Raw genomic sequence first — 26,235 nt, forward strand, 5'->3', positions numbered from 1 at the left:
GTACCCATGTTTCTGTCGCTGGACTGCGAACTCCCGCAAGCTGTTTTGCAACGCTCGCCTTGTCTGGAAGTGTAATTCCCTGCGGTGCATCGCCGTTGAAAACAATCGGCAGCTTCGGGCAGTCTGGCAGCGGCTCGGTAGCCCACACGGCGCTCACGTCCACCAGCGCCCGAGCACTCACCGAACTGCTCGTCTGCCCCGCCGAACTCGACCCCGAGGGGGTGGTGGGGTGCACGGAGCACCCCACCAGTCCCACGCTGGCCGCGACGACCAGCGTCACGAGTTTCATTGTGCCCGTCCGGGATTGATAGGTAGTCATGGACACACGCTAATCCTTGGTGCGGATTTCTGGCTGAGACCAATCGCCTGGCTCACTGATGAGCGTGCCGTGCGGAGGCACCCCGACTACCAGGCCGCACTGGCTCGTGTCCAGCTCGGGAGTCCACTGACACCAGTCGGGAACAGACCATGTGTGGACGGGCTCATCCTCGCCTGGGCTGACGATGTAATCGCACGAGTGCGACCCGAGTTCGGGGTTCCACTGACACCAGCCCGATGGGTCGGCCTGGGCCACGGCCTGCGGTGCGGCGAGCAGGGCGAGAGTCGTGATGCCCGTGATGACAAGGCTTTTCATCGTCCCTGACCTCCTGTCCAGGCTGGGGAAGCCGTGTGGACGAGGTACGCGGGGGGCTGCCCCAAGTCTTTCCCAGCACTAGCGATGCATGTATCGAAATCCCACGCATCGACACACGAGAATCCCGGAATCCGCACGGGCGAGTAGTCGCCACTTGGGGTTGGGCTTGGGGTCGGGTCGGCCAGCGCGGCTGGTGCGGCCAGTAGACCGACCGCCACGAGGCTCGCTGCCGTGGCCGCGAGGATCCTGGTGTTCTTCATTTCTTCTTTCCTTTCTCTGATGGTCGGTCGGTCGAATTGTCTGGGTCGAGGTCTACTGGGACTGCTGGCGCAGGGAGGACAGCAAGCTCCCACCGCCCGCTGGTGGGGTGGACGGTGCTGGCGCAGGCACGGGGTCGGTGGCTGTGGGGTACTCGAACCCGTCGTCCAGCTCGTCCTCGTACGGGTAGTCCTCCTCGTCGTCCTCGGCCCAGTCGTCGTAGTCCTGGACGGAGCGAGGGCGAGCGTCCAGCTCGGCTACCCGCGCCTGAGCGCGCGAGATGGTGCGCTCGTCGCTCCACTCCAGGAGCTTGAGTCCGATGACGAGCGCGGCGATGAGTCCCGCTGGCACGATCAGGAGCCAGCTCCACCACGGCAGTCCACTGGACGCGGGGTGCGCGGGCGCAGGTGGCTTCGCTGCCTCGGTGTCGTGCTGCTCGCACGCCTTGCGCGTGCTGGAGTTGATGTTGCAGTAGCTGTCGCGGAATCCGCTGCTGAGGGTCGTTGGCGCGGCGGTCGCCGTGGGCGCTGGCGGAGCGCTGCTCCCGCACGCGGCCAACGGAAAAGCCAGGGCTCCCGCGACGACCACGGCTGCGCCAATTCTCTTGAAGTTCATCATTTCCTCCTATGCCACTTCTGATTTCGTCGTCTCTGGCAAGCGCCACCCGCTCGGCAGCACCATCGGGCTCAGGGCTTTCAGCCGTGCGTCCGTGCACGGCACGGCGGTCGGGATTCCCACGACTGCGCACCCAGCAGCCGCGAGGGCCACTGCGGACATCCGATACGTTTCGCCACGGTCGCGCACGCTCGGCCATGTGTCGCGGACAGCACGGTCGAGCGCCACATATCCCCGATGCCCGACCGCGCCGTGGCCGCACAGCCACTTTTGTGCTGTGGCCGTGGCCAACTCGGCCACGGGGATCCCCGCGTCGAGCAGGCGACCCGTGATGGCCCACCAGAGTGCTGCTCTGCGCCCACCCGATGGGTCGCGGTTCATGTCACCGAGAGTCAGTTTCGACATGACTACGAGGGTCGGCAATCCCCTAGAGAGCACGGCATCGAGCACCATTTCGGCGGTGTGGTCCGTGCGGGCGCGGGTGGCCGACAGCGAGTAGTCTCGCCCGCTCGGCGGGGCCACGATGAGGCCCGTGGACGGCACGGGCTCACCCTCGGCGACACGCGCGATGCTGACGGCGGTGACCGTGACATCAAGTGCGATAACGCTGCGAGACATGACAATCACCACCCGTCCAAGTCGGTGCGCGGGGTCTCCCGCACGGGGTCGGAAGTCACGGTTTCTTCCTTCTTCGTGGGAGCGGGAGTTGCCCGCCTTCTGGGTGTTCGAGCAGGCTTGGCGGGCTCGGCCTTGGTCGTGGAAAGTGCTGTCACGTCCCATGTTTCCGAGTCCGCGTCAACGAAGTCGATTGCCGCCGTGGCGATACTGGCTGTCTGCGCACCGAGCCACTCGGGGCTCATGGGATCACATGTCTCCATGCCAGGGCGGAGGATGCCGTCGCGGTCAGTCAGCGGGACGACGGGTGTCTGGGCGACTTCTTCCAGGTCGCCGTCCGACCAGGCGGGTGATGCGGCTTGGATACCCAGTCTCGGCGCGAGCCACGGAACCGACGAGCTGATGGGCTCCCACTGCTCCCATGCACGGCGCACCTCGGGAGTCGGTGGAGCCACTTTCGGGTCAGCTTGGGGGTCGAGCGATGTGGTGCCGGGGCTCCATCCGTACAGCGACTGGAAGATGATGACTTTCTTGCCCAGCTCGTCGCCAGTCATGCCGCGCCCTTTGTGGCCGACCAGGCGAGGGCCAAGTTGCGCGGCGCGCTCACGGGTGGCCGCACCAAAAGCGTTGTTCAAAGTCTCGCTGTCGTCCGGGTTGCCGAGCGACACCGCCATAGAGATGTTCGCCTGCCAGGATCCTGGAATGCTCGCGGGATCGGACTGCTCTTTGCGCACGGTCTGCGTGGACAGCACAACATGGATTCGAGTCTCCCGCGCAACGCGGAGAAGAGAATCCACAAGCAGTCGGAACCACTTCAAGCCTTTGGTTCCGTACTGGCTCACGATGCCCATGCCCAGGTATCCGAACTCGTCGAGGATGACGGCGATGGGCGGGAAGTCGAAGGCTGTCGCGCCTTTTCCTTCCCGCTTCGCCTGTGCGGCTGCGGCGATGCGGCGGTCCATCTCGGACTTGACCGCTTGCAGCATCACGACCAGTTGCGCGGTGTCCGTCGCAACCATCTGAATACCCGGAAGGCCCTCAAGGCCCGCGAAGTCGCTGGGCTTGCCCGAAGCGACGAACAGCCGCCAGCCGCCGCCCGCATCCCCGCCCGTGCGGGGATCGCGGTACCCCGCACGAAGCATTTCGATTTGCGTGCGAACCCAAACAGACTTGCCGCCGCCCGTGCCGCCGACGATGAATGCGTGCGGGTGGTCAGCCAGCGGATAGGTCAGCCATTGGCCACGGGCATCAACGCCCATCACCCACTCGGCGGCGTGATACCGCGCTATCGCTTCGCTCACCGTGCCCACGGGAACACTCGGCGGCTCGGGTGCCAGCGCTTTCGGGAAAACATCGGGCGCGTCCTCGAAACGCAGCTCGATGCTGCCTGCGGGTCCGTCGAGAACCCGCAGATTCTCGGCCTTCACGCCCGACGCGGAGAAACCAGACCGCAACGCTGACAAGCCCCTGGTCCACTTGTCCGCCGCATCGCCAGTGCGGTGCGCGAACCGAAGAACCAGACCTGATTCATCGACGCTCGCGGCCACCAGCGCGGGCACATCGACCACAGTGGCCCTGCGTTCATACACGCCGTACTCGCCCTGCACGGCCTCCACGCGGGTCTCCGTCGTGGTCACCCCAGCCGCCTCGAAAAGCCGCGCAAGCCAAGCATCGTCACGAACGCTTTCGAGCATCGCGTACCTGTGAGCGATGTCGGGCAGCAGCGACTCCACACCGTCTGCCCAGCCGATGAACGCCACGTCACTCGCAAGCTCGGGGGCCTCCTGGCGAACAACTGACGAAATCACGTCACTCTCGGAAATCCCGCCGCCGGGGCGCAGGGCGAACACAGGCCCGCTCTCAGACGAGGACACTCCGAGCCGCGTAGCGAGGGAGACGGGAAGCGTCGCGCGCCAGTGAGTGAGCCAGATTGGCGGGATGCCCGCCGAGCCGCCAGTCCGCACGATCCTGGCCTGCGTGAGGATCCTCTTCTCCTCGGCGCTCCACACCTTGTCGCGCTCGGCCACCGCACGCTGCGCGTCCACTGCGGCACGCTGGGCGATAGCTTCCAGCTTTTCGGCGAGCCTCTCGCGCTCGACATCTGCTTTCTCGGAGTCCTTGAGCACCGCGAGCGCGTTCGCGTCGGACATCCGAACATCACGCTGCCACATGAAATCCTGGCGACGCTCCTGTTTGCGGGCGAGCGCGGCGCGGCGCGCATCGCGGCTCACGCCGACCACCCCGAACCCTGCTCTGCTTGCACCTGCGCGGCGGCGCGCTGTACAGCGGCCTGGCCGCGCTTGTCGGCCTGGCGAACCGCGCGACGCACCACGGCACGCGCCTCACGCTCGGCGCGGGCCACTTCCAACTGGGACTGCTGGCGCGCTTGCGCCCACTCGGTCGGACGAGCATGGGAGACAGGCCGAGAAGAACGACGGCCCTGCAATGACATCCATACGAGGAGCGCGGCGACGGCCAGGAGGCCGAACCCGACGACGGGATAGTCGGAAAGGACTGATAGTCCCGAAAAGCCCAGCAGGCCAGCGAAAATCAGCTTTCCCACGTCAACCTCCTTTCGGGCTAGCTACCAGGGCGGGCGCGGAGCGGCTGACCTGGGGCTAATTGAGATTATAAACCCAGAATCTTTGCCATGTCAACCCTCAATGTCACCAATTCCGGTGTGTATCAGCACATTCCGTTATGTTGGCATTAACACTGCACTTTGCTAATGGGTCAGAAAGGCCGCTGAACTGGGGAAACGAGGAATGCGGAGGGTGCGAGGGGTTGGATGTTTTCGCAGTTCAAAGGGGTTGGGGCTGAGCGCCGAGGGAGGGAAAGGCCAGGTCACTGGGGTTCTCGGGGGCCAGAGAGTTGCCGCGAGTCATCATGCCGAGTCGGAGACTCGGTGCGGTGAGGAGATTCGGCGGGTGCTGGTCGGCTTACGGATTGGGGAGACGGGTGGCCGAGAGGTCTTATGGCACTCCAGGATTGGGCCGTCAGTGAGCCTTACGGCGGGCGTTACGAGAGGGGCTCGGGAGCGGGTGTGTGAGAGGTGCTCGGGAGGCCGTAAAACGTGTTCCCTAGCAGGCCATATGGGAGTGTGCTCTCACCCGAAATCGAGGGTCTCGCGAATCTTACGGGCGACCTTACGTGGCTGCTTACGGCCCGTCTTACGGGGTATCTGAAGGTGGCTCTTACGTTTTCGAGCATTCGGGAGGTCGAGCGGTCGGGCAAAGGGCTCAGGACACAGCCACGAGGCCGTGGCGGCGCTCCCGCTCGGCCTCAGCCAGAACTTTTGAAATCACGCTGTGGTGCACGCCGACCCGCTCGGCCACCACGTTTTTCCGACTCTCCGACTCAGCCATCGCGAGTATCCGTGCGACCGTGGCGACGGGCTGGCGAACGGCCTTGCTCTCCACAATCCTCTCGGCCAGCGCGACCGTCTCGGGCGCGGGAGCCGCCGCGTCAGGAGCCTCCTGCGGCGCGTTGGGCGGCGCGGGACGCGGAGTCACGGGCGCGGCCGGGGTGGTGGAGCGCGGCGCGGTGGGCGCGCTCGGGGATGTGGTGGAGAGGGCTTGGCGCGGCGCGGTGGGGGTCGCGCGAGGGTTGCTGACCTGTGGTTGCGCGGCGCGCTGAGAGGCGCGGCGCGTCGGTTTATCTCCAACCGCAACCAGCGCCAGGGTCGCGACGGCGATGGCCAAATCAATGACCAACGGCAAGACGAACGCGAGCGGGCGCGGGATGTGCGCGATGACTGCGAGGTCGCGCAGCGCGACGAAACTCAACATGAACGCGCCGAGTGCGAGGCCCGTCGTGGCTACGACGGCGGCGCGATACACCCGCCCGGAAGCCGAAGTTTTCGCAAGCACGGCGATGCCGTGAACCGACGCCAACAACACTGTGGGAGGCACTGCCGCGACCGCTGCCGCGAGCCACCTGGTGGACTCGGACGCGGTGAGTGCTGCGTGGGCGACGTTCCCGGAGAGGGACACTACCGTCGCGCCAGCTAACCAAACCCAGAAGAATCGCACCGCCGCGCGGTGGTGCCGCTGCGCGAGTTCCGTGGACGTGAGGATCGTGCTCATGTAGCTCAGTGTTCCTGTCCTGGAGGGGAATTGACTAGTCACGGCCCGTCACGTCCCCTTGGTTGCGGTAGTCGCTCCTACTGGTGATTCCCCAAATGTTTGTCCGGGCCAGCCGCTCGTCCAGCGCGTCGCGGAGCTTGGTGACCTGGGAGCGCAGCTCCTCGACGGCGGGGAGCCCGCCCTCCGCGTGGGCCTCGGCCTCGGCCCGCTCGGTCAGCTGGTCGATGTTGAACGGGCGGAACTTCGCGTCCGGTCCGAGCTTGTGGAGCAGCTCATCGACCGCCGAATCGAAAGTCGGCACGGACGGAGCGCTGTTGTAGTGGACGGTCGGGACGGGCTTCGGCTTGGCGGGCGCGGCCTTGGCCTTCGGCTTCCCCTTGGCCGCAGCTGCGGGTGCCGCCGGGGTCGGCTTCGGCGCTGGCGCGGGAGGCGGTGTCACAGCTACGTCGGCCCTGATAGGCGTGACGTTGCCTGGGGTGTCCGTGTCGTCCCCACCGTCGTCGTTCGGGAAGAGCAGGGGAATCAACGTGCCATATGTGTCGGCGCGGGCTCCCCATTCCTCTTGGGGCTTGACCGTGATGTTGAGAACGCGCGCGCCCGCAATGTTCCGTGTTTCTCGCACACCGGGGAGGGTTTCGATGCGTGAGCGGAATGTCTTCAAGTTCATTCCGCCGGACTGGCCTTCACCCGTACGGAAAGTGTTGAACGCATTGAACAGGCTCTTAATCGGTAGCGGCTCTCCGACCAGCCAGGAGTCTTCGACGCTCATTCCCGTGCCGCGCTCACGGCGGACGACGGTGCTGCCGCCCACCGCTTTGGCCATCGAGCGCACACCGACTTCGCAGCACTGGCCGACGAACTGCGCCACACGATCTGACGAGGACTCGAAATGCGCCGTGACCGCCGGGTGGGCTTTCTGCCACTGGTATCCGGAGAGGATGTGGCGCTGGCGAGCCTTGGCCCAGCGCACCAAAATCCCCGGAAGCTCCTCGCGGAGCTTCTTCTCGATTGAAGGATCCTCACGGTTCTTGTAGGACTTGGGGAACGCGGCGGGCACGGTGCGCGCAAAATACGCATCCCCTTCCGCGACAGAGATAGTCGGGATGGTGTTGGCCGAGAACAGGAACAGCGCGTTCGCCCGGAAGCTGAACAACTTGCCGTACTTGCGGTTGGCGGTGATTTTGTCGTCGCCCGTCACGCGCTTGAACACCGACAGGTCGTCCACATGGTCTTTGGGCAGGTCCGGGCAGATGTTCAGCGCGGCCCCGTACAGCTCGGCGGCGCTGAACTTGTCCTCGGACAGCTGCTGCAAGGTCAGCGCCGAGACAAACTCGTCGCCCCCGGCGAGCTTCTCGGCAAGGCGCAGCATCGTGGACTTGCCCGAGCGCGACGGGCCGAACAGGAAGAGCGCCCTGGCCGGGGTGAGGCTCGGGTCGAGGAACTGCGAGATGCCCTCTTCCACCAACTCGACCTGGAACGGCCCCACACGGTCGGCCAGCCAGTCCTCGTAGTGGGCAGCCGTCGCGTCCGGGTTCCAGTCCACCGGGATTTGCCGCGCGCTCAGGTACTTCGGGTCGTGCGGGTGCAGAACCAGAGTCTTCAAGTCCAGCATGCCGTTGCGGACGTTGAGCATCTGATGAGGCGCGAGATCGGGCAGCTTGAGCCCCGCCGCGTGCAACATCGCCGTGGCCTTCGCCGTGGCGTTCGCCAGATGACCTGTCGTGAAGTGAGCGCCCAGCAGAGTGGACACCAGCGCAGGGAAACCAGCGTCAGAGGTGTCGTAGACGCCGTGTCGGTACACCGCCACCGTGCCGTCCGCAGCCAGAGCAATCGGCGCGATGTCGCTTTCGGCGACGACCCGGACAAGCATGTCGGCGTCGAGACCACCGCCCTCGCGGAGCCACACCCCGCCATCGAGGCGCGGTGGGAGCTTCACTCGGCCCGCGACGAATTGGTACGCCTGCTCAACAGATTCGGAAAGCTCGGCCTGCTGCTGCGCGAGACTCTTCTTCGGTCCGGTGTCCTTCTTAGCTTTCGGACGACGAGCGGCGGGCTTAGCAGTCGCCTTGACCACCAATCGACTCCATGCCGTCACACGCTTATCCATGGGAAGAACCGTCAAGTAGTCATCCACACCCGTCTTTCCCCCACCGGGCACTTGGACGTAGCTGATGGAATCGGCGTTCGACAGCGCAGAGCCGAGCCGCTCAGCACCTTCGTAGACCGACGCGTTCACGGCGGCGTCGGCGTCCATGCAAACCAGCAGTTGACGATCCTCGACCAACTGCACGAGCGAGATGTCGGGGCTCCAGCCGCCTACAGACCACGCAGAGCACCCCGGGAGCGCGACCACCCACGTGTCGGTGTCGCCGCTCTCCGCGAGCACCGAAGCGACCGCGAGAGCTTTCTTGAAGCCCTCCACGAGAGCGATTGGACCGTCGTCAGCGCCCGCACGGACGAGGCCGTGGTTGGCGGCGCGCGGCGCAGGCTCGAACTGGTACTTCCCCTCGCCCTCGGCGGGGTTGTCCGAGCGGAACTGGTAGCGGGGCTCGCCGCCGTCGAGTGGATGCCAGCCGAAGAGGATCCCCTGTGGGCGGGACTTCAAGTGTTCCCACGGCGTACGGTCAGGGCCGAGACGAAGGTCGATGCTGGTCTCCACGGATCGCACCAAGTGCTCGTTCGCGGCAAGGAACTCGGAGGTGCATGCCGCGCCCGTGATCAGGGTGCCTGCGTCCTTCTCGTTGAGTGGCTGTGCTGGCAAATCCACTGTTACAGTGGTCATGTCGGACTCTCTCGTGTTCGGTGTCAAGGTCAGCGCTCGTTTCCAGGCGGGGATGCTGGCCTTGATTTTGTTTTCAGGGTTAGGCGGCGACTTTTCGCTTCTGCTTCCAGGTCTTGTCCACGTCCTCTTGACGGACGAGCCAGACCCTGCGTCCACCGCCGACTGGGACTGATAAAGCGGGTATCCGACCAGCAGTTATAGCCGCGTGAACCGCGCGGCGGGTGCGACCGGCGCGAGCTGCGGCAGCACCGACCCCCAGTAGCAGGTCAACGTCATCATCCATACCATCAACGTTAGCTCCAGATTGCCCATATGCAACTGAAAATGACGCACCACCAGTGTGTTTGCACGTCCCGTGGTGGAATTTTTGATTGCTGAATCCGCACGGGCGGGAGCGGAAATCTTACGGAACCCTCTGAGAAGAGGCTCAATCCCGAGGCCGAACTGGGCAAAGAATCTTACGGAAATCGACCGCGCCGAGACCCGAGCCAGCCAGGGGTGGATGAGCTACCAGCAAGCATGTGATGCTGGTCACATTGGAGGGGTGGATGGCCACTTTTGCCAGTCACATAGGCGTTTCTGCCAGGCCGAAACAGCATCTCCGCCGACTCAACCAATACCCTTAGGCACCGAAAAGCCCAGTTCAACCACACTTTCCAACTGTTGCATTAAGCACAACGGCAAAAACGGCAGTTTTCAGCCATTAACCCCTATACAGAAAAAACACACACTTCCTCCCCCTCCAGACGCGCGATGTCGGGGTTTAGGGGACGTGACAGCTACAAAGAGCACGCATTTTTACCCTATAGAGTTTGTGGCCAAGAACTGCCGTTTTTGCCGTTGTGCTCGATGCAACACACTCGCCAACAGGACACTCGGGTGCGGAAACACCCGCTGACCTGCGGTTACCGAACCTCCACGGCGGGTCGGCCAGGACGGTGCGGAAGCCGCCAGGGGTGGTGGGGAGGTTCATGAGGTCAGTTTTCACGGTGGCGATCCTGCTGGTGAGCGCGACACGCTGTCAGCCCGCAGACCTGGGATTGTCGAGTCCCTGGCTATGCACTCTCGCAGCCGTTAGGGTGTCTCTCAGTCACGTTTCCACTGCATGGGGGTGTTCATGTCAGACGAACAGTTGAAGGTCGATTTGGAGGCTCTAGGGAAGCTGTCCCCGGAGCTGAACACGCTGGGTAAGAAGTTGTACGGCAAGGCGGCGAACCCGGCGACGGTGGAGGACGGAGAAGCGCCGTCATTAGTGGCTGTGCGTGAGCTGCTGAGCCAAGCGATTCCTGGACTACAACGGGCGTTCGCGGGCCGGTGCACCAATGTGGCTGATTGGTCGGTGCAGGCCAAGAACGGCTTCGGCGACACCGAGGAACATGTCACCCAGTTGATCAGATCAACGGGCGGCCTGTCGCGGACGGCCCACTGATGGCGGGGCGTTCCCTGCGGTTACTGCTGTCGTCAGACCCCGAGCACTCGATGGCAGGGCTACGGCTGGCGATCTCGGCATTGACCGAGATACAGCAGGACGGCCAGCACTACAAACGCGCTATCGACCGGCCAGGCGGCTCCGATTGGCAGGGCAAGGCCGCTGGCGCGGCCCAGGACACCGCCGCCGCCGACGAGAAGATGCTGTACGGAGTCACCCAGCATGGACGCGACGCGGGCTCGGAGGCGTTGAACACGTTGTCGTTCAAGGTCAAAGAAGCCCACAGCGCAGCGGTGCAGATTCACGACGACATGACCTCGCACGGCTATGCCGTGGCCGAGGATTGCACTGTCACCTGGATAACGCCACCAAGGGCTCGACCGCAGGACATCGCCAAGGCCCAGGACGTGGCCGCGCGGGTAACCAAGGAACTGCAAGCCGCGTACGACAAATGGTGGGCTGCCGAGCGGGAAGCCCAGACCGAAATCAGGGCCATCGCCACCGAGCTAAACACCTCATACAATCCCATCGGTGGACTCACAGCCGCCGATGGGCACTACGACGGCGCGTACTTGCAGGGCGGCACCCAGTGGGAACAGGACGTGCTGGCCCGCGTGCAGGCCGCCTCCACCCTTTCTGATGCCGACCTCAAAACCCTTGCCGCAGGCGGGAAAATCGACATCGGCTCCAACCGTATGCAATACCTCTACCAACTGGCACACTCGTTCGACGGCAAGACCCCCGCTGAAATCGCAGCCATCAAAGCCTCGCTGCCTCCCGAGCAGCGCGACGCCATGACCCGCGCTTTCGCACTGGTGTCCAACGACCAAGTGCGTTCGGGCGTCACCAACGCCAGCGGTGTCACCGAAGACACCAAGAAAAACTTCATACCCACCAATGGTTCCCGCGTGAACCTGCCCGACAGTATTGCGCGCGAGCTGGGACGCACCGACAGGATTGGTAGTGGTCCACTCGGAGTTGGTGTAGCCGCCGATAAGGCAGGGGCGGCGAACATCGAACTTCATGGTGTCGGCCAGATGCAAGACGTGGCAAAGATTTTCGAGGGCGCGGGCGGCTATCTAAACGGCTCCGAAGCAGGGCGGTCGATGCTTGATGCGGCCACGGCATACAGCGATGCCGAAATCGACAGTCACACAGGCAATCCTGTCCATTTGACTTCCGATGCCCATGGTTCGTTGCGCGATGCCATGGCGGACGTGTATCACAGCGCCGCGCAAGACCATGTGGACGTGCACGAAATCGTCACCGGCGAGCCCACCGAGGGCGAGAAATTCATTCGCGGTGTCATGGAAGGAAACTGGGGTGACCAATCAGGCAAGGTCGATGATGTCGTCCAGTGGACAGGCGACCACTCACAGATGGGTGCCGAAACCGCCAACGCCCAAGGTCACTGGATGGCTGAACACAAGCCTGAGCTGCAGAGCATGCCAGGCGGCGGGAACTTCGCCCAGAACAACCCTGAAATGGCAGGAACGTCCGCACACGTCCAAGGCGAATATCTGAGCCAGTACGCCGACCCCGACCCAACACACCGCCACGATCCTGGCATCCAGCCGTTCGAGAAAGCATCCCAGTTCCGTGACATGGTTTCCACCTTCGACCAGGGCCAATATGCAGGCGACATCATCAACGAGCAAGCTCAGGCTCAGCACCAGCAGCTTCTCAACGACGCCGCGAGAACGGGCAGTGACCTTGACCTCAATGCGGCGGGACGGCTCTCACAAGGCATGCTCGACGGTGCTGCTGATTCGGTGGCGCAGCACCCCGACCCCGCCAGCCTCAAAGCCATTAAAGATGTCGTGGGTTGGGTTCCGAACGTGGACAAGGTATTCACTGTCGGCGACATCGTGCAACAGCTCCAACAACAAGGAGCCCAACTCCCCGATGGCTTCGCCCAAGACCTAGCACAAGCACGAAGCGTGGGCGATGTGATGTCCTATCACACAAGTGTTCTGGACGCCATGCTCCAAGCGCACCCCGAAATCGCGCATGACCCAAGCATCGGTAGGTTCATCCAAGACGGGCACTTCAATTCAGCAGCGACCGATGCTAACCCCGGACTGAAAGCAGATGCACAGGTCAAATTATCGAACTGGTTCAAGGACATTGCGCCGCGCGACTACAACCTCAGTATCGACCATTGGTTGGCACAAGAAGGCATGGGGGCCAAACATCAGTGGTGAAGCTCTGTTCCGTGGGAATTGCCCTCGCCGCCGCGCTCCTCACGTCATGTACGCATGGCGAGGCGCCCAAACAGCCTGCCCCGCCAGAAAACCTGGACCACAGCACAGTCCACTGGATGCCGACGCAGGCTGTCGATCTGATGTCGCCGGAAGGCACGTTTATCCGTGCAATGACGGAGTCGTTTACCGCTGCACAAACAACCACGGGTGGTCCGACAACCGCACTTCGGGTAGGAGGATACCCGGGGTTTGAACACGCCTTGAACGACTCTCAGAAAGTCGATGAGGTATTTGGCACTACCCCGAGCAGGGGAATATCCGTTGGTACCGACTACCGTGAGGTAGTTTCGCTGACCAAACAGGGAGATCGTTTCAAGGCTGGCGTCTGCCGGTACTACTCGCGGAGTGCTAACCAAACCCCAGATGGTCGGTATAAGAGCGACGCTCTCATTAGCTCAGGTGTGTGGCTCACGTTCGGACCCGACCCGAAACTGAGTGCACAGGAACAGCATTCTCCCCCACCTAACCAAAAGGGTACGGCTAACCGCCCAACGGACAACGTGTTCGGTACATGGATTGTCTTCGACTACAACCCGCTCATCGAGCCGACCCTGAATTGCGACAAGCTAGCGCCAGGAACGCCCAAAGACTTCCATCCAGGCGAATACGAGGAAGTCCCACCGACTCTTCCGCCCGATCCTGGGTGGCCGGAGGGAAGCAAGGCGTAGCCACGGCGCGCCGTAAGTGTCGGCACGACAGCCCGTTCTATCGTCGCACCATGAACGACCCTGACCTGTGGTCTGTTGTCAGCAAGATGCTGGCGGTCCTCACCATCGGACACACCGCGATGATGCTGCTATCCAAGGTTGTCGGACTCTCAGAGTCTCGGTGGACCAAGTTCGGCGGCAAGCTCATCGAGTGCGTGGCACTGCTATCCCTACTGTGCACCTCAGCGCTCTTCGTGCAGACCTTCACCGAGTCCGCCAACAACCTACCGCCGAACGCCCTCACTGCACCCTTTGCCGTTAACACCATCGCGCAAGCCCTCGTCACCTATTTCTTGCTCGTAGTCATCTGTTCCACTTGTGCAGCCTTCATCTACATCGGGCTGGCACTAGCTCGAAATAACTGGGTAGAGGGCCTGCTCGGGGGCTTCGGCAAGGCCATCGAGGTATTCGGCGGATGGTTCATCACCACCCTGGGGCTGGTGCCCTTCTCTCTGGCCGGACTGCTCCTGGTCAACCTCGCTAACCCGAGTGGTCAACGCACGCAGTTCTATATCGCCGTTTTCTCAGCGCTCATGCTCGCGGCAGTTCTCGTCGCTGCTCAGGGCCTGTACCGCGAGCGTGGCAGCCTCATCGCATTCTGCAAAGCTGTACTTGCGCCGATAGGCACAAATAGCCCGGACTAGACCCCAAGCACGTCGCCGACCGCCCGCCAGGGTGGATCAGCAACGATTGTTCGGTACTTGGTCATCCAGCGGCCTCGTCGTCCTCAACATCGCGCCGTACCTGCCACCCCCGAGTTCGGCACGACGCCGAGCACCACACCCGCCGACGACCTCGTTTCGGTTGACGAAGCACCGCGAAACAGCCAGGGCAACGGGTGCCTATTTCGTCAATCTGACCGCCTTCAATTGACGAAATAGCGGCCCCTCCCGAGCCCTCTCCCAGCCCTTCCAGCGCCCGATTCGACCACACAACTTCAGTCCGCCGACCATCACCAGACCCCTGGCTGGTGACCATCGGAATCTCCCAGCGGTACCAGTCCCCGAGCATCGAGTCGTATAACTCGCTCCCATATCCGCTCACCACAACAGCGGCGTCAGCCGACAGGCACGCCTCCAGCAGCTCCCGATGCGCCCCATCACTCCGCATCTCCACCCTGTACTCCCCGCCCCGCCGAATCCCCTTGTCCACGACGTACGGCGGGTCAACGTACAGCAGTGTCCCCCTATCACCCCCGTACGCCGACACCATCTCGACAGCAGGACGGCACTCCAAGCTCACACCACGAATCCGTTTGGCAGCAGCCCCAATTCGGCCCGCGTACCTCTGCAACACGACGGGCATCGGAGTGGACACGGGCCGCAAATCATGCCGCCATCCCGTGCGGGTCAGAGAGCCCGAACGCCCCTGTGTTAGCGCAACGAACACCAGCCGCGCAATCTCCAACTCATCCAATTCGCTCGTAATCTCTTGTGCCAGTGTCCGTTCCGACCGACTGTGCGGAGTCAGGGAACACACTCTCTCCAGGTCGTCAGGACGGTCACGCAACACCCGCCAAAAGGTCATCAGGTGGCCGTCCAGGTCGTTCACGGTCTCCTGCCTGCTCGGCTTCTTAGCCAGCAGGAGAGCCAGGGAACCACCACAGACCTCCACATAGTGTTTATGCGGGGGTAACACCGAAGCCAGGCGCGGGGCCAACCAGGACTTACCACCGAAATAAGGAACTGGGGAGCGCGTCACCTGGCCGATGTTACCGGGAATCCCTCTCGGAGCTGGGATTTCCGCAACCACAATCCACCGAGTGCTCCCCAGCCATCATGCACTGGAAACACACGACGTACCACTGGATGTCGCCACGTTCGGCGGGAGGAAGGGTCTCCAGGCACGCCATCCACTCGCCAACTTGCTCAACGGGGATGACGTGGACTTGGGTGTCTGGGTAGTAATCCCACCCAGAGTCCAGCTCGGCATCGGGCTGATCGTCCCAAACTCCGCTCGGCAGCTCGACGCCCGCTGGAGCCCACCGCATCGAATCCGACCAGCCGTACTGCCAGTCATCCAAGCTCTCGTCATCCACCAGCTCGTCAATCCGTGAAATCAGCTCATCCATGACTCACGTTTCCGGACGTTTTCGTCCGGAAACTCCTCCCGACCGTGACGGGTTTTAATGGGGCCTCGTGACGGGTTTTCCCCGCCACCGCACCTTCCCAGCCGTACGCTCTTCTCGGACGACCCCAAGGCTCCGCCTCGGAGCCGCCCTCGCGCGGAGAACCCTGGCCCTCGCGCCATCGGCTCATCCCGCCTGTTTCACATAACGGAACACGGTTGCCCTGGACACACCGAACATCCCGCACAACTCGGCCACGGGCTCACCCGATGAGTACAGACGAACCAACCTTTCTCGCTGCGCTCCAGTGAGTTTCGGCGGACGGGTGGCAGGGAGCCCCCGAGAGACGCGGGCCTCCCGTGAAGCCACACGCCGCTCCTTCCCGAGTTCCAGCTCTAGCTCGGCAATCGAACTCATGATTTGTACGACCGCTCGCCCCGTGGGAGTCGAAGTGTCCACGCCCTCCCGCAGGCTCCGCAATGCGATCCCGCGCTCGGTCAAATCGGCAAGGGCCGTGGCCACTTCACGCACGCTACGCCCAATCCTGTCCACCGCCGCGACCACCAGCACGTCACCCTCCCTGAGCCACGCCAGGCACTCGGCCCACCCAGGCCGTTCACTGCCTGCACGACCAGATGCCACATCCATGAACTCGCGGTCGGGCTTGATTCCCGCCGCCGTGAGGGCATCGCGCTGCTGCTCGATGGACTGATGACCCGTGCTCACTCGGACATAAGTCGCCGTGCTCACGAGGCGTCCTGATGAGACATGTTGTGCGACAGATGATGTGATACCAGGATGTGAGACCGCTCGACCTGCTTGTTCCCTTCGCCCTGGGGGTGTTGTCGTGTGCGTAACACATCTTTAGATGTGAGACGGAGATACAGGGAAGCCAGCATGAGCCGCTCATCGACGGTCAAGGGAGCTTCGGTCTCAGGCATCAGCGCTCATCCCTTCGACGTACCGATGCACTAACCGCGCCCAGCACCAACGAAGTTCACCCACAGCAGCCTCCCGTGCGGCATCGGCGCACTGGGACAGCACGTCATCCTCGCTGTCCAGCTTGTGACGGCTCTGGATGACCCGAGCAGCGCCGACGACACGAGACCACCCGACGCTCAGCGCCGCCCACTCCTCGGGACGATCAGCAGCCGAACAGAACTCGGCGTCGGGCGCGGTGAGACGGTGTGGTTCGTCGAACAGGTGGGCCAGAGCCATGAGCTGCGTTCGCGTGGTGGGATTTTCGGGCATGCTCTGAAGCTAGAACGATTGGGTGACAAGGGAAAGCGAGAGAGCTGCACGTCCCCTGGCAGGTCAGATGAGTGCTCGCTAGGCTGTCTTGCTATGGCGCGGATGAGCGGAGAGCCAACACGGTATCCAGGCATCGAGAAGGTGTCCACTACGCGATTCGAGCGCGGCTACGGGTACAAAGCACGCGCGGACGCCCGCGCGGTCGGCGGCGGTCAGCCAGAGAAAACATTTGAAACAGTCGCGGAGGCGCGGGATTGGCAAGCTACGACCGAAGCGCGGGTCGCGGATGGCACCTTCATCGGCAAGAACCCGCTTACCGTTGCGCAGGCCGTCGAGCAGTGGCTCGACGGTCAACGCGGAGAACGGAATACGAAAACGGCGCGAGAGAACGCCCTCGCCCCTGTGGTGGCCGCACTGGGAGAGCGCCGTGTGCAGAGCATCACCAAGCAGGACGTGGAGAACACGCTCAGCCAGTTGATTGCTGGGGAGATTAACGGCGTCCAGAAGCGGTCAGTGGTCTACACGAACGTCACACGCGCGAAGTGGGTAGCCGTGTGGAAAGACCTTGTGGCACAGGGAGTTTTACCACGAAATGTAGCCGAGCTGGTGAAGCCATTCAAGGCCAATGATGTTGCTCCGAGCGACACACCAAGTAGTGGCAGTGGGGACGAAATCGACATTCGGCGGCGACTTACCAACGAAGAGATTCGGGCTCTCCTCGACGCCCACGCTCCCCGTGTCGGGACTACAAAGGGTCGCGCGGAGCGCGTCAGGCTGCGTCGAGGCACGTTCATCGAACTTGCTCTGCTCGGTCTGCGGCGCGGTGAGATAGCGGGTCTGCGCTGGTCAGCCATACGAGACCTCGACGGCGACGAACCGACCTTGCGTGTGGAACGGACGCGCATACCTACAGCAGAAGGCACAGAGGAAAAGAGCAGAGGCAAGACGGTTGCCGCGAAACGGACCCTGCTTCTTCCCTCCGCGACTGTGACTGCGCTCCGTCGTCATCGTGCACTGCAAGAGGCTGATCGTGCCCGCTCGGGAAAGAGCTGGAAGGGCGACGACGACCTGTTTGTGCTCACGGCTGACAACGGGAAGCCTATTTCCCCGACTCGCTTGGACACCTGGTGGCATGAGGCGATGGGCGCGGCAGGGATCAGCGCCTATCGGCTTCACGACATGAGGCACACGGCAGCCTCGCGGCTCCTCAGCGCTGGTGTGCCGCTCATGGACGTGGCCACCTGGTTGGGTCACGGCGATGGCGGCGTGCTCGCTCTGCGCGTGTACGGACACACCGAACCAAAGGACTTAGGGAGGGCCGCAGCAGCGCTCGGACCTCCGTGAGAAGTCCCCACAAAATCCCCACAGTAGGGGAGCCATTTCTCACGAAAGCCCAGTACCTCTACCTTGCCCTATCTGTGAGAAATGGCTCCTGAGCGGGAAATATGCTTTCGACTACCCTTCTCGAAAGCGTGTGACGGGTAACCCCCGTCCGAGGGTTCAAATCCCTCCGCCACCGCCAATACCCCCTGACTGCTAGAAGCAATCAGAGGGTATTTTTTTGGGCGCAGCGGCCGGCGCTCAGGCCTTGCCGGGGCAGTACACGGTGTTGGCGTCGTGCATCAGCTGAGACACCTGCTGCGACGCAAGACCCTGCGCCATCAGCTGGCCAGTGATCTTCATGACCGCAAAACCGTACGGGCTCATGCCAAAGCCGATACGCCCCTGATCCAGGGCATCGCAGGAGTCATGGCCCGCGGAGATCAACTGCTCGGGGTCGCCCTCGATGCCGTGCGAGGCCAGCAGCTTCAAATACTGGTCGTCAAGAGCGTCGGCATGCGCCACTCCGCTCGACATTGCCAGTGCGAAAGCCGCCACCACGATTGCCTTGAACATCGATCGAACCCCCGGTCCCCAGAGTGTTGTACGGAAATATCCGGAGGGAAGTGTGGCAGTTGCACAGCATCCTCACAGGGGATTTGAAGAAATTGTGAGGTGTCAATCGGTGGGTGCTATCCCGCGGGACATAGCTGCTGCAGACGGGTATTGGCGGTGGCACCGTGCGAGAAGCTCTTCTCCAGCTTCGCGCGAACTTCCGGTGGGGCAGGGGCCGCGAGGTCTGTCTGACCGCGGGAGTCCAGGCTCACCGTCATCTCATTGAGGGCGTTGCGTTGATCGAACATGGCCGCGATGACGTTGACGTCGGATCCCTTGCCTTCGGCCATGGTGTAAATGAAGGCGTGCTGGTTCAGCATGTCCGCCCAATCTTTCACCAGACGTGGCGGCAGTCCGCCGTCGAGAAGCTTGCCGATGAGTTCGCGGTCGGTGATTCCCTGGCGTTCGTCGTGGAACATAGCGGAAGCCTGCGCCAGCTGCGGGCGGATTGTGTAGTACTGCTGACACCCCTGATCGTCTGCCAGTGCGCTCGGCGCGCTCAGGATCAAGGACGCCGCCAGCGCAACGCCTAGCGCGAATTTCATGAACATGACCCCCCTCGGGCTGACTCGGCTACAAGTACAGCACGCGCGCTAGCACCCGGTGGTGCGGTTGAGTCGCTCTTGCAGCACGTGCAATGACCGCGCGGTGCTGTCGGTCACGACGCGCAGGAGCACCTTCTCGGAGTGATCGTTGAAATCGACGCCATCGAGATACGTCGTGAGGGTGGTACCGCCGTCCAGGGCGGCAAGACTGTGGCTGATGGTCCAGTGCGCGGGATCGCCCGCCCGCACCGCCCCGGTGAACTCGACCGCCAGCAGCTCACCCGGATCGGCGGCGACGACGGTGCAGTGGCCGGTGCCCAGCAGCCGGGTGCCCATGATGGCGGGATGGGTGATGCGATATTTGCAGCCGACCTCGGGCCGGAACCCGTTGGTCTGTAGTGACCACAGATCGGGATCGACCATCGCCTGCCACACCCGTGGCGGCGGGTGAACGAAAGAGCGCTCGAACAAGATCATGCCGGCGGCCTCACCCGGGCAGCGTAGATGGTGCTCGGCCGCGGATCTCAGTCTCGGCGCAGCGTGAAAAAGTACGGCTGGTCCATATCGCGCAGGTCCATGATGCCCAGCAATGTCGCGTCATCGACCTTGCGGAAGTGGTCGATGATCGCCTTGTGGTCGTAGACCATGGCCGCGCTGACAGCGCCACGGAATTCGATGTCGCGCAGCCGGGCGCGGTGCTTGTTGGTCCTGATCAGCGGCTTGAGTGCGGACAGCGCTGTCGGTGAGGTGCGCTTGACCATCGGGGATTCGGTGAGTCCGCTGATCCGGCCCGCCAGTCCCATCGGCGCCAGCATCGGATCCACCGCGAAGATATCGCCGCCACCATCGCTGAACAGCAACGGATGCACGTGATCTACGTCGTCGAACTGCTTGCCATACCAGCCCGACACCGTCAGGATCCCGTCCATCGAATGCCCGGTGGGCACCTCGCCACCATGCCAGCGCTGGCCGATCACATCCGCTGATCGCACCGGCTCCAAATTGTCGAAGAACGCCAGGGCTTCTTGGGTAGTGGTGCCCTGCTCCAGCGCGAGAAGATCCGACGTCGTTGTCATGAGCCGAGCCTACGACCCGGGCATGCGACGCGCCCAGGGCAAAATAGCCTCCGATGACTGACCAGTACTTCTCCATTGACGCCACCTTGCCCGGCACCGCGGGCCGGGCCGGTGTCATCCACACCCCGCACGGTGACATCCAGACCCCGGCGTTCATCGCCGTGGGCACCAAGGCCACCGTCAAGGCGGTGCTGCCGGAAACCATGGCCGCGCTCGGCGCGCAGGCGGTGCTTGCCAACGCCTACCACCTCTATCTGCAGCCCGGCCCGGACATCGTCGACGAGGCCGGTGGCCTGGGCGCGTTCATGAACTGGCCCGGTCCGACGTTCACCGACAGCGGCGGGTTCCAGGTGCTCTCGCTGGGGTCCGGCGCACGCAAGGTGATGGCGATGGACGTTAACAGGGCCAGGGCCGACGACGTCACGGTCGCGGGTAAGGACAAGCTCGCTCACGTCGACGACGAGGGCGTCACCTTCACCTCACATCTGGACGGGTCCACCCACCGGTTCACCCCCGAAGTGTCCATGCGGATCCAGCACCAGCTCGGAGCCGACATCATGTTCGCCTTCGACGAGCTCACCACACTAATCAACACCCGCGAGTACCAAGAGGATTCGGTGCAGCGCACCCATGAGTGGGCGCAGCGCTGCCTGGACGAACACGAGAAGCTGACGCGGGAGCGTGCCGACAAGCCCTACCAGGCGTTGTTCGGCGTGGTGCAGGGCGCGCAGTACGAGGATCTGCGGCGGCAGGCGGCACGCGGGCTCGAATCCCTTGCCAGTGCGCAGGGCCGGGGGTTTGACGGTTATGGCATCGGTGGCGCGCTGGAGAAGCAGAATCTCGGCACCATCGTCGGTTGGGTGACATCCGAACTGCCCGAACACAAGCCACGTCACCTGCTAGGGATCAGTGAGCCCGACGATCTTTTCGCCGCGGTCGCGGCGGGGGCCGACACCTTCGACTGTGTGTCTCCGTCGCGGGTCGCACGCAACGCCGCCGTCTACACCCGCGACGGCAGGGTGAACATCACCGGCGCCAGGTACCGCCGGGACTTCACGCCCATCGACGCCGAATGTGACTGCTACACCTGCGCGCATTACACGCGGGCCTACCTGCACCATCTGTTCAAGGCCAAGGAGATCCTGGCCTCCACCTTGGCCACCGTCCATAACGAGCGGTTCACCATAGGACTGGTCGACCGCATCCGCGCCAGCATCGTGGACGGCTGCTTCGATGAGCTGCGGGAAGACACGTTGGGCCGCTACTACCGCTGAGCAAGAAAGCTCAGGCGCATCTCAGCATCCCGACGCACACTGGACGCATGCCTACTACGACCGACCCGGGCACTCTGCTGCTTCAGGTGCTCGACCCGGCCAATCGTGCGAATCCGTACCCCGTCTACCGGCAGTTGGTCGAGCAGACACAGGCCGGTCCGGTGCACCCGCCGGAGATGGGCGTAAGCGTGCTGGCAACTTTCGCGGACTGCAATGCTGTGCTGCGCCATCCGCAGGCGTCGTCGGACCGCCGCAAGTCGAAGATCGTCCAACGACAGCTTGCGCAGAATCCCAACCTGGTCGGCAAGCCCTCGTTCTTGGGGCTGGATGCTCCCGACCACACCCGGTTGCGCAAGTTGGCTTCGAAGGCGTTCGCCCCCAAGGTAATCAACGCGATGGCCGAAGATATCCAGACCCTGGTGGATCAGCTGGTGGAGGACATCGCCCGGCGCGGAACCTTCAATCTGGTCACGGATTTCGCATACCCGCTGCCCGTCGCGGTGATCTGCCGAATGCTAGGGGTCCCCATCGAGGACGAGCCGGAGTTCGGCAGGGCCTCGGCGCTGCTTTCCCAGGGATTGGACCCGGTGTACGCGTTGACCGGACAGTCGCCCGCCAACATGGACGAACGGTTCCGGGCCGCGCATTGGATGTGGGACTACTTCGTCGACCTCATCGCGGCACGGCGGCGCAATCTCGGTGACGATCTGTTGTCCGCGCTGATCCAGGTGGAAGAGGCCGGTGATCAGCTCACCGAGGAGGAGATCATCTCCACCTGCACCCTGCTGCTCATCGCCGGACACGAGACGACCGTCAACCTGATCGCCAACGCTTCACTGGCCATGCTGCGTGCTCCCAAGCAGTGGAAGCTGTTGGGACAGAACGCTGATCGCGCGCCCCTGGTTGTCGAAGAGACGCTGCGCTACGACCCGCCGGTGCACATGGTGGCCCGTGTCGCCGAGGGCGACATGTCCATTCGCGACTTCACACTGCCCAGTGGAGAGTGGGTGCTGTTGATGCTCGCTGCCGCGCAACGCGATCCGGAGGTCGGTCCCGACCTGGACGTCTTCAATCCTGACCGTGCCGAGATCAAGCACCTGGCCTTCGGGCATGGACCACACTTTTGTCTGGGTGCTCCGCTGGCCCGGCTGGAGGCCAAGCGGGCATTGAGCTCGATCACCGCGCGGTTCCCGGAAGCCCGGCTTATCGGTGAGCCCACCTACAGGCCTAATGTCACGCTGCGCGGGCTCGCCGATCTTCCGGTGAGCATCGGCTAGCGCGCGACCGACTTCTCCAGACGCTGTTCCAGCCGGTCCTGCACGACCGACATCGCCATGCAGACGATCCAGTAGTAGACCCCGGCGGTGACGTACAGCGTGAAGAACTGGAAGGTCGGCGCGGCGGCCACCTGCGCCGTACGCATCACGTCGGTCACCAGAATCGCCGAGGCCAGCGAGGTGTCCTTCACCAGTGAGATCAATGTGTTCGACAGGGGCGGTATCGCCACCCTGCTGGCTTGCGGAATGACGATGCGCCACAACGTGGTGCTGTAACTCATGCCCAGGCTGGAGGCGGCCTCCCACTGCCCGCGGGGGATGCTCAGGATCGACGAGCGGATGATTTCCGCGGCATAGCCGCCCACGTTGAGACTGAACGCGATGACGGCGGCGGGGAACGGGCTTATCTTCACCCCGAACTCGGGCAGTGCGAAGAAGATCAGAAACAGCTGCAAGAGCAGCGGCGTGCCGCGGATGATCGAGATGTAGACGCGGGCCAGACCGGATATCAGGCGATGATCGGACATCCGGGCCAGCGCCACCCCCAGAGCCAGCACCAGCCCGATCGCGAAACTGATGGCGGTCAGGGGCAGGGTGACGGTGAGCATGGCACGCGCCATGGGCCACAGATTATCCAGTACCAGCTGGGTGTTGGAACCGACCTTACCGGAATTATTTTGTATAGCTTGGTCTTTGGTGGACCCGCTGGCGTCGGCCTTGAGGTACTTCTGCGAGATGCGGGTCAGAGTTCCGTCGGCCGCCAGTTGGTCCAGGGCCCTGTTGAGATCGGGCAGCAGGCCGCTGTTCTTGCGGGCCGCGAACGCCTGCTCGCTGCGCTGGCCGGTGGTCCCGGTGATCTTCACGGCAGGGTCGCCGGTACTGGCCAGGTAGGCGTAGACCGCGATGCTGTCGTTGATCACGACGTCGACCCGCCCCTGGCTCAGCAGCGTGATGGATTGCGTGAAGCCCTCCACAGCCTCCACGCGGGCGCCGGCGTCGCGGGCGAGCTGTGACCAGTTGCTCGTCGCGTTTTCAGCCGCCACCTTGCCCCGGACATCGGCCAGGCTGTGAATGGTGTCGTCATTGGCGCGGGTGACGATCACGCCCTCGCCGACGGCGTACGGGGTGGACAGGTCGTACTTGGCTTTGCGTGCCGGGGTGATCGTGACTTGGTTGGCGACGACGTCGAACCGTTCGGCATCCAGCCCGGCGAAGATCGCGTCCCAGGGAATCTCGACGAATTCCACCGGGCGACCCAGCTTCTCACCGACAGCGCGGGCCACGTCCACGTCGTAGCCGGTCAGCTCGCCGGTACGCCCATCGTGAAAGCTGAACGGCGCGTATACGCCCTCGGTGCCGACGCGCAGCGGTTCTTGGCTGGGGCCGGCGCAACCGGCTACCGCCATCAGTGCGAGAAGCGCAAGCACGATGGCACGAAGCACCGCGGGAGGCTAACACGTTTCGCGCACCTTCAGGCAGCTTCGGATCAGCCCGGGTATATCCACGGCTCGTGTGGAATGTGCCCGGCATCGAATTGGGCCAGCAGATCGGCGGCATCGCTTGCCGTGTATCCCAGCGAGTCACAGATCATCGCGAACGCCCGATCCGCACCGAGATCGGCAATGGTCACCGCACCATCGCGTTTGGCCAGGCGGGCTCCCGCGGTGTTGAGCACCAGGGGAACATGGGCATAGGACGGCACCGGATAACCCAGCAGCCCAGCCAGATAGGCCTGTCGCGGCGCGGAGGCCAGCAGGTCATCGCCGCGCACCACCTGATCGACACCCTGTTCGTGATCGTCGACCACCACCGCGACGTTGTAGGCGGTGACCCCATCGCCGCGGCGCACCACGAAATCGTCGACCAGACCGGTGTATTCACCGTGCAACAGGTCGTGCACGGTGAACGGGGCATTTTCCGTGCGCAGCCGCAACGCGGGCGGGCGCTGTGCGCGGCGCTGGGCACGTTCGGACTCCGGCAGGTCGCGGCAGGTGCCCGGATAGGCGCCGGGTGCGGAATGCGGTGCCGTCGGGGCCTGGGCGATATCTTTTCTGCTGCAATAGCATTCGTAGAGCAAGTGGTGGGAGTTGAGCAAGGAGACCACCTGGTCGTAGGTGTGGGTGCGATCCGACTGCCACACCACGGGCAGCTCCCACCGCACGCCGATGGCGGCGAGGTCGGCCAGCTGGCGCTGCGCCACCGCGGAGCTGGTGCGGGTATCCAGATCCTCTACCCGCATGAGGAACCGGCGCCCCGTCGAGCGCGCGAGCAGCCATGCCAACAGCGCCGTACGCAGATTTCCTATGTGCAGGTCACCCGATGGGCTCGGTGCGAAGCGTCCGGCTCCCGTCACACCAGGCCCGGAACAATATCGTTGAGGCTGAAGGCGATCGGCCGCTCAAGCTGTTCATACGTGCACGATCTGGGTTCGCGGTCCGGGCGCCAGCGGTTGAACTGCGCGGTATGCCGGAACCGCACGCCCTCCATATGGTCATAGCGCACCTCCACCACCCGTTCCGGGCGCAGCGCGACGAAGGACAGATCTTTACCGGCGTTCCAGCGAGAGCCGGCGTTCTTCTGCGGGGTGCGCTCGCCGGCCTCGTGGGCGGCCCAGTTCCACGGATGATTCTCCAGAGCGGTGACCAATGGCTGCAGCTCCTGGAACAGGCGCTTGCGCTCGGCCATCGGGAACGCGCCGATCACGCCTACCGAGGCCAGTGCGCCATCGTCCTGGTACAGCCCCAGTAGCAGCGATCCGATGGCGTCGTTCCCGGATTTGTGCACCCGATATCCGGCGACCACACAATCGGCGGTTCGCTCCGGCTTGATCTTGAACATCACCCGCTTGTCGGGTTGGTAGGCAATGGTCAATGGCTTCGCGATGAGGCCGTCGGTGCCGGCGCCCTCGAATTCCTCGAACCAGCGCTGTGCCACGGCCTGATCGGTGGTGGCGGGGGTTAGGTGGATCGAGGTGCCGGCCCCGGACAGCGCGCCGGTCAGCGCGGCGCGCCGCTCACTGAACGGACGCACGGTGTAGTCCTCGTCGCCCAGTGCCAGCAGATCGAACGCGATGAAGGAGGAGGGCGTCTGCTCGGCCAGCAGCCTGACTCGTGAATCTGCCGGATGGATCCGCTGTTGCAGTGCCTCGAAATCAAGCCCTGCCGCCGTGGCGATCACGATCTCGCCGTCGATGACACATCGCGGTGGTAGTTCGGCGCGAACCGCCGCCACCAGCTCGGGAAAGTACCGGGTCAGCGGCTTTTCGTTGCGGCTGCCCAGCTCCACCTCGTCGCCGTCACGAAACACGATCGACCTGAACCCATCCCACTTGGGCTCGTAGGAGGCGTCAGCCGGAATTTTTGCGACAGGTTTGGCGAGCATTGGCGCGATTGGCGGCATGACGGGCAGGTCCATTCCCAT

The 26,235-nt window shown here is 63.6% G+C and carries 25 protein-coding genes; 7 read left to right on the forward strand and 18 right to left on the reverse strand.

Features of this window, described 5'->3' with window-relative positions; translation table 11 throughout:
• Positions 1-95: 95 nt before the first annotated feature.
• The gene (locus ABG82_RS28405; protein WP_131725098.1) at positions 96-308 is read left to right on the forward strand and encodes a hypothetical protein; all 213 of its coding nucleotides are present in this window, start codon (positions 96-98) and stop codon (positions 306-308) included.
• Positions 309-328: 20 nt separating this feature from the next.
• On the opposite strand, the gene ABG82_RS01660 is transcribed toward ABG82_RS28405, so the two are convergent.
• The 7 genes from ABG82_RS01660 to ABG82_RS01690 all read right to left on the reverse strand — a co-directional run bounded on the left by ABG82_RS01660 (position 329) and on the right by ABG82_RS01690 (position 8,989).
• Positions 329-634 carry a hypothetical protein gene (locus ABG82_RS01660; protein WP_043079821.1) on the reverse strand — a complete coding sequence of 102 codons (306 nt, stop codon included), beginning with the start codon at positions 632-634 and terminating at the stop codon, positions 329-331.
• Between the two features lie 312 nt (positions 635-946).
• Complete coding sequence (locus ABG82_RS01665; protein ID WP_043079862.1) at positions 947-1,507, reverse strand: hypothetical protein; 561 nt, start codon at positions 1,505-1,507, stop codon at positions 947-949.
• A 9-nt stretch (positions 1,508-1,516) separates the two neighbouring features.
• A complete protein-coding gene (locus ABG82_RS01670) occupies positions 1,517-2,125 on the reverse strand; it encodes a hypothetical protein (RefSeq protein ID WP_234708100.1) in 609 nt (202 codons plus the stop codon).
• A 5-nt stretch (positions 2,126-2,130) separates the two neighbouring features.
• Positions 2,131-4,353, reverse strand: coding sequence for an FtsK/SpoIIIE domain-containing protein (locus tag ABG82_RS01675; RefSeq protein WP_041927800.1), 2,223 nt, complete (start codon positions 4,351-4,353; stop codon positions 2,131-2,133).
• Complete coding sequence (locus tag ABG82_RS01680) at positions 4,350-4,685, reverse strand: hypothetical protein (RefSeq protein ID WP_041927452.1); 336 nt, start codon at positions 4,683-4,685, stop codon at positions 4,350-4,352. Before ABG82_RS01680 ends, ABG82_RS01675 begins: the two co-directional genes overlap by 4 nt.
• A gap of 676 nt (positions 4,686-5,361) precedes the next feature.
• Entirely contained in the window at positions 5,362-6,207 is an 846-nt protein-coding gene (locus ABG82_RS01685; RefSeq protein WP_043079820.1) for a DUF2637 domain-containing protein, read from the reverse strand.
• A 34-nt stretch (positions 6,208-6,241) separates the two neighbouring features.
• Positions 6,242-8,989, reverse strand: a complete 2,748-nt coding sequence (locus ABG82_RS01690) for a phage/plasmid primase, P4 family (RefSeq protein WP_054429057.1) — start codon at positions 8,987-8,989, stop codon at positions 6,242-6,244.
• A gap of 1,132 nt (positions 8,990-10,121) precedes the next feature.
• On the opposite strand from ABG82_RS01690, the gene ABG82_RS01695 reads away from it, so the two are divergent.
• From ABG82_RS01695 to ABG82_RS01705, 3 genes are all read left to right on the forward strand, one after another.
• On the forward strand, positions 10,122-10,418 hold the full coding sequence (locus ABG82_RS01695) for a hypothetical protein (protein ID WP_043079859.1): 297 nt from the start codon (positions 10,122-10,124) through the stop codon (positions 10,416-10,418).
• A gap of 50 nt (positions 10,419-10,468) precedes the next feature.
• Positions 10,469-12,622 (forward strand): TPR repeat region-containing protein, encoded by a 2,154-nt coding sequence (locus ABG82_RS28840; protein WP_234708099.1) that lies wholly within the window; start codon positions 10,469-10,471, stop codon positions 12,620-12,622.
• A 778-nt stretch (positions 12,623-13,400) separates the two neighbouring features.
• Positions 13,401-14,033 carry a hypothetical protein gene (locus ABG82_RS01705; protein ID WP_043079818.1) on the forward strand — a complete coding sequence of 211 codons (633 nt, stop codon included), beginning with the start codon at positions 13,401-13,403 and terminating at the stop codon, positions 14,031-14,033.
• A gap of 61 nt (positions 14,034-14,094) precedes the next feature.
• On the opposite strand, the gene ABG82_RS01710 is transcribed toward ABG82_RS01705, so the two are convergent.
• The 4 genes from ABG82_RS01710 to ABG82_RS01730 all read right to left on the reverse strand — a co-directional run bounded on the left by ABG82_RS01710 (position 14,095) and on the right by ABG82_RS01730 (position 16,708).
• Positions 14,095-15,090 carry a DNA adenine methylase gene (locus ABG82_RS01710; RefSeq protein ID WP_078343374.1) on the reverse strand — a complete coding sequence of 332 codons (996 nt, stop codon included), beginning with the start codon at positions 15,088-15,090 and terminating at the stop codon, positions 14,095-14,097.
• Positions 15,091-15,100: 10 nt separating this feature from the next.
• Complete coding sequence (locus ABG82_RS01715) at positions 15,101-15,460, reverse strand: hypothetical protein (RefSeq protein ID WP_041927473.1); 360 nt, start codon at positions 15,458-15,460, stop codon at positions 15,101-15,103.
• A 183-nt stretch (positions 15,461-15,643) separates the two neighbouring features.
• Positions 15,644-16,207, reverse strand: a complete 564-nt coding sequence (locus ABG82_RS01720; RefSeq protein WP_016341626.1) for a recombinase family protein — start codon at positions 16,205-16,207, stop codon at positions 15,644-15,646.
• Positions 16,208-16,390: 183 nt separating this feature from the next.
• On the reverse strand, positions 16,391-16,708 hold the full coding sequence (locus ABG82_RS01730) for a hypothetical protein (RefSeq protein ID WP_234708098.1): 318 nt from the start codon (positions 16,706-16,708) through the stop codon (positions 16,391-16,393).
• Positions 16,709-16,810: 102 nt separating this feature from the next.
• On the opposite strand from ABG82_RS01730, the gene ABG82_RS01735 reads away from it, so the two are divergent.
• The gene (locus ABG82_RS01735; protein ID WP_054431210.1) at positions 16,811-18,052 is read left to right on the forward strand and encodes a site-specific integrase; all 1,242 of its coding nucleotides are present in this window, start codon (positions 16,811-16,813) and stop codon (positions 18,050-18,052) included.
• 237 nt (positions 18,053-18,289) lie between these two features.
• Here the strand turns inward: ABG82_RS01735 and ABG82_RS01740 are convergent, their stop codons facing one another.
• From ABG82_RS01740 to ABG82_RS01755, 4 genes are all read right to left on the reverse strand, one after another.
• The gene (locus ABG82_RS01740; protein WP_043079817.1) at positions 18,290-18,604 is read right to left on the reverse strand and encodes a DUF732 domain-containing protein; all 315 of its coding nucleotides are present in this window, start codon (positions 18,602-18,604) and stop codon (positions 18,290-18,292) included.
• A 116-nt stretch (positions 18,605-18,720) separates the two neighbouring features.
• Positions 18,721-19,188: a hypothetical protein gene (locus ABG82_RS01745; RefSeq protein WP_131676322.1), complete on the reverse strand. Its 468-nt coding sequence runs from the start codon at positions 19,186-19,188 to the stop codon at positions 18,721-18,723.
• 48 nt (positions 19,189-19,236) lie between these two features.
• Complete coding sequence (locus tag ABG82_RS01750; protein WP_078343373.1) at positions 19,237-19,665, reverse strand: SRPBCC family protein; 429 nt, start codon at positions 19,663-19,665, stop codon at positions 19,237-19,239.
• 47 nt (positions 19,666-19,712) lie between these two features.
• Positions 19,713-20,264: a DUF4334 domain-containing protein gene (locus ABG82_RS01755; RefSeq protein ID WP_043079815.1), complete on the reverse strand. Its 552-nt coding sequence runs from the start codon at positions 20,262-20,264 to the stop codon at positions 19,713-19,715.
• Positions 20,265-20,317: 53 nt separating this feature from the next.
• Between ABG82_RS01755 and tgt the strand changes: the two genes are divergently transcribed.
• Together tgt and ABG82_RS01765 are read left to right on the forward strand one after the other, a co-directional pair.
• Positions 20,318-21,538: a tRNA guanosine(34) transglycosylase Tgt gene (gene tgt / locus ABG82_RS01760; RefSeq protein ID WP_043079814.1), complete on the forward strand. Its 1,221-nt coding sequence runs from the start codon at positions 20,318-20,320 to the stop codon at positions 21,536-21,538.
• A 47-nt stretch (positions 21,539-21,585) separates the two neighbouring features.
• Positions 21,586-22,815 (forward strand): cytochrome P450, encoded by a 1,230-nt coding sequence (locus ABG82_RS01765; protein ID WP_043079813.1) that lies wholly within the window; start codon positions 21,586-21,588, stop codon positions 22,813-22,815.
• Here the strand turns inward: ABG82_RS01765 and ABG82_RS27450 are convergent.
• From ABG82_RS27450 to ABG82_RS01785, 3 genes are read right to left on the reverse strand one after another with little or no spacing between them, the layout of a single operon-like run.
• Positions 22,812-24,257: an ABC transporter substrate-binding protein/permease gene (locus tag ABG82_RS27450; protein ID WP_078343372.1), complete on the reverse strand. Its 1,446-nt coding sequence runs from the start codon at positions 24,255-24,257 to the stop codon at positions 22,812-22,814. The genes ABG82_RS01765 and ABG82_RS27450 overlap by 4 nt on opposite strands.
• 44 nt (positions 24,258-24,301) lie before the next feature.
• Complete coding sequence (gene gluQRS / locus ABG82_RS01780) at positions 24,302-25,168, reverse strand: tRNA glutamyl-Q(34) synthetase GluQRS (RefSeq protein WP_043079812.1); 867 nt, start codon at positions 25,166-25,168, stop codon at positions 24,302-24,304.
• Positions 25,165-26,229 (reverse strand): ATP-dependent DNA ligase, encoded by a 1,065-nt coding sequence (locus ABG82_RS01785; RefSeq protein WP_043079853.1) that lies wholly within the window; start codon positions 26,227-26,229, stop codon positions 25,165-25,167. The genes gluQRS and ABG82_RS01785 overlap by 4 nt, the downstream gene beginning before the upstream one ends.
• Positions 26,230-26,235: the final 6 nt, after the last annotated feature.

It is taken from the genome of Mycobacteroides immunogenum, assembly GCF_001605725.1.
Classification (GTDB): domain Bacteria; phylum Actinomycetota; class Actinomycetes; order Mycobacteriales; family Mycobacteriaceae; genus Mycobacterium; species Mycobacterium immunogenum.

What these genes read in the sequence shown, in the direction of transcription:
- ABG82_RS01660 (WP_043079821.1), bottom strand. Translation starts at nt 634, where the DNA reads ATGAAAAGCCTTGTCATCACGGGCATCACGACTCTCGCCCTGCTCGCC.
- ABG82_RS01665 (WP_043079862.1), bottom strand. Translation starts at nt 1,507, where the DNA reads ATGAACTTCAAGAGAATTGGCGCAGCCGTGGTCGTCGCGGGAGCCCTG.
- ABG82_RS01670 (WP_234708100.1), bottom strand. Translation starts at nt 2,125, where the DNA reads ATGTCTCGCAGCGTTATCGCACTTGATGTCACGGTCACCGCCGTCAGC.
- ABG82_RS01685 (WP_043079820.1), bottom strand. Translation starts at nt 6,207, where the DNA reads ATGAGCACGATCCTCACGTCCACGGAACTCGCGCAGCGGCACCACCGC.
- ABG82_RS01690 (WP_054429057.1), bottom strand. Translation starts at nt 8,989, where the DNA reads ATGACCACTGTAACAGTGGATTTGCCAGCACAGCCACTCAACGAGAAG.
- ABG82_RS28840 (WP_234708099.1), top strand. Translation starts at nt 10,469, where the DNA reads ATGGCAGGGCTACGGCTGGCGATCTCGGCATTGACCGAGATACAGCAG.
- ABG82_RS01705 (WP_043079818.1), top strand. Translation starts at nt 13,401, where the DNA reads ATGAACGACCCTGACCTGTGGTCTGTTGTCAGCAAGATGCTGGCGGTC.
- ABG82_RS01715 (WP_041927473.1), bottom strand. Translation starts at nt 15,460, where the DNA reads ATGGATGAGCTGATTTCACGGATTGACGAGCTGGTGGATGACGAGAGC.
- ABG82_RS01730 (WP_234708098.1), bottom strand. Translation starts at nt 16,708, where the DNA reads ATGCCCGAAAATCCCACCACGCGAACGCAGCTCATGGCTCTGGCCCAC.
- ABG82_RS01735 (WP_054431210.1), top strand. Translation starts at nt 16,811, where the DNA reads ATGAGCGGAGAGCCAACACGGTATCCAGGCATCGAGAAGGTGTCCACT.
- ABG82_RS01740 (WP_043079817.1), bottom strand. Translation starts at nt 18,604, where the DNA reads ATGTTCAAGGCAATCGTGGTGGCGGCTTTCGCACTGGCAATGTCGAGC.
- ABG82_RS01745 (WP_131676322.1), bottom strand. Translation starts at nt 19,188, where the DNA reads ATGAAATTCGCGCTAGGCGTTGCGCTGGCGGCGTCCTTGATCCTGAGC.
- ABG82_RS01750 (WP_078343373.1), bottom strand. Translation starts at nt 19,665, where the DNA reads ATGATCTTGTTCGAGCGCTCTTTCGTTCACCCGCCGCCACGGGTGTGG.
- ABG82_RS01755 (WP_043079815.1), bottom strand. Translation starts at nt 20,264, where the DNA reads ATGACAACGACGTCGGATCTTCTCGCGCTGGAGCAGGGCACCACTACC.
- tgt (WP_043079814.1), top strand. Translation starts at nt 20,318, where the DNA reads ATGACTGACCAGTACTTCTCCATTGACGCCACCTTGCCCGGCACCGCG.
- ABG82_RS01765 (WP_043079813.1), top strand. Translation starts at nt 21,586, where the DNA reads ATGCCTACTACGACCGACCCGGGCACTCTGCTGCTTCAGGTGCTCGAC.
- ABG82_RS01785 (WP_043079853.1), bottom strand. Translation starts at nt 26,229, where the DNA reads ATGGACCTGCCCGTCATGCCGCCAATCGCGCCAATGCTCGCCAAACCT.